Annotated in this window: 1 protein-coding gene; it reads right to left on the minus strand. The window is 74.7% G+C overall.

Translation table 11 applies throughout. The features are described from left to right. The coding region (locus G3I65_RS13380; protein WP_160696391.1) for a type I polyketide synthase at window positions 1-2,630 on the minus strand (2,630 nt) is incomplete at both ends.

Consider the following 2,630-nt stretch of genomic DNA (forward strand, 5'->3'; position numbering starts at 1 on the left):
CCGGTGAGGAGGACGGTGCCGTGCGGCGCCGGGACGGCTTCCGGCACCGTGGCCCGCGCCAGCCGCGGGACGAGCACGACGCCGTCGCGGTACGCCAGCTCCGGCTCGCCGGTGGCCGCGGCGGCCGCGATTTCCGGCGGCGTCAGCTCGGTGTCGGTGTCCAGGAGCACGAACCGGCCGGGGTGTTCGGTCTGCGCCGAGCGAACCAGACCACGCACGCCCGCGTGGGCGAGTTCGCTGGTCACGAAGACGAGCTTCGCGCGCTCGAACCGGGGGTCGGCGAGCCAGCCGCGGATCAGGCCGAGTGCGTGGTTCGTGGCGGTGCGAACCCGCTCCGGCACCGCGCTTGTGCCGGGTTCGGGCCGCACCGCCACGAAGTCGGGGACCTCGCCGGTCAGGTTGAGGCCGGTGGTGCGCAGGCAGGTCGCCGTCGTGGCCGGTGCGGGCACCGGCGTCCAGGCGACGCGGTAGAGGTCGTCGCGGGAGAGGGTGGCCGTCAGCTGATCGGCCGCGACGGGCCGCAGGGCCAGCGCGCCGACTTCGGCGACCGGCGCGCCCGCGGTGTCCACGATGGACATCCCGCCCGCTGCGGTGTAGCGGACACGGATGGTGCTCGCGCCGGTGGCGTGCAGGCGGACGTCGTGCCAGGAGAACGGGATCCGGCCCGCCTCGACGTCTTCGGGGTCGCCGAACGCGACGACGTGCAGCGCGCCGTCGAGCAGCGCGGGGTGCAGGCCGTAGTCCGCGGCTTCGGCGATGCGGTGCTCCGGCAGGGAAACCTCGGCGAACAGCTCGCCACCCCGCCGCCAGACCGCGCGCAGGCACTGGAACTCGGGGCCGTAGCCGAAGCCCGCCTCGGCGATGCGGTCGTACCGGTCGTCGAGGCCGACCGGCTCGGCACCCTCCGGCGGCCAGACCGGTTCCGGCGCGGGCACGGCGCCACCGGCGGAGACGTACCCGGCGGCGTTGCGGGTCCAGCCCGCGGTCACCGACGGCTGGTCGGGCCGCGACGAGACGGCCACCGCGCGGCGCCCGGTCTCGTCGGGCGCGCCGAGCGACACCTGGAGCTGGACGCGGCCGTCCGCGGGCAGGACCAACGGCGTTTCCTGGACCAGTTCGTCGAGCCGGTCGCAGCCCGCCTGGCCGGCGGCGAGCAGCGCGAGTTCCACGAAAGCACTGCCGGGCAACAGGTTCGCGCCGAGCACGACGTGGTCGGCCAGCCACGGCTGGGTGCGCACGGTCAGCAGCCCGGTGAACAGGACACCGTCGGTACCGGCCACCTCGGCGCCGCCGCCGAGCAGCGGGTGGCCGGTCGGGGTGAGGCCCGCGGCCGCGGCGTCGGCACGCAGGGAGCGTGGCGGCAGCCAGAACCGCTGCCGTTCGAAGGGATAAGTCGGCAAGTCCACTGTGGATTCGGATGGGGTGCTGCCGCGGAGCACCGCCAGAGTCGCGTGGACGTCGTCCTGCCCGGCGCGCAGGGTCGGGAGGAAGGTGCCGCCGGGCAGGCAGTCCCGGCCCATCGCGGTCAGCACGGCGTCGGGGCCGAGTTCGGCGAAGGTGGTGGCACCGGCTTCGGCCAGGCGGGCCACGGTCCCGGCGAAGCGGACGGTGTCGCGGACGTGCCGGACCCAGAAGTCCGCGGTGCCGGGGTCGCCGTCGACGACCAGCGGGATGCGGGCCGGGTGGAACGTGACCGACTCGGCGACCTCGCGGAAGGCGTCGAGCATGCCGTCCATGGCCGGGGAGTGGAAGGCGTGGCTGACGGTGAGCCGCCGGGTCCGCCGTCCCTGCGCGGCGAAGTGCGTTTCGACCGCCGCGACAGCGGTTTCCTCCCCCGCGACGACGACGGCCAGCGGGCCGTTGACCGCGGCCAAGGCGACTCCGAAGGGGCGGACCTCGTCCTCGGTCGCTTCGACGGCGGCCATCACCCCACCGGCGGGCAGAGCGTCCATCAGCGCGCCCCGTGCGGCGACGAGCCGGGCGGCGTCGGGCAGGTCGAGAATCCCGGCGACGTGCGCGGCGGCGAGTTCGCCGATCGAATGCCCGGCGACGAAGTCCGGCCGGACGCCGTGGTGCTCGAACAGCCGGAACAACGCGACTTCGACGGCGAAGAGCGCGGGCTGGGTGTAGACGGTGCGGTCGAGAAGCGTGGTGTCGTCGGCGAAGACGACCGTCTTGAGTGGACGGTCCAGGTGCGGGTCGAGGGCGGCGAAGACCTCGTCGAGGGCGGCGGCGAAGACCGGGTCGGCGTCGTAGAGCGGTTCGGCCATGCGGGCGCGCTGGGAGCCCTGGCCGGTGCAGAGGAAGGCGAGCTTGCCGCCCGGGACCCGGACCGCACCAACCCCGTGCTCGGCCAGCGCTTCGAGCGCGTCGAGATCACCGGCGGCGATCCCGGCGCGGTACTCGAAGCGGGTGCGGGCGGCGAGAGTCGCCGCCACCCCGCCGAGCGGCAGGTCCGGGTGCTTGCGGAGGTGTTCCCGCAGCTCACGGGCTTGCCGCTGGAGCGCGGCCGGGGTCTTGGCGCTGAGCACCCACGCCGAACCCGCGCTGTCCGTCACCGCTTCGGAGCGCTCGGGAGCCTCCTCCAGGATCGCGTGGGCGTTCGTGCCGCTGATGCCGAACGACGACAC

Origin of the sequence: Amycolatopsis sp. SID8362 (assembly GCF_010550475.1) — a bacterium.
In the GTDB taxonomy this organism is placed as follows: domain Bacteria; phylum Actinomycetota; class Actinomycetes; order Mycobacteriales; family Pseudonocardiaceae; genus Amycolatopsis; species Amycolatopsis eburnea.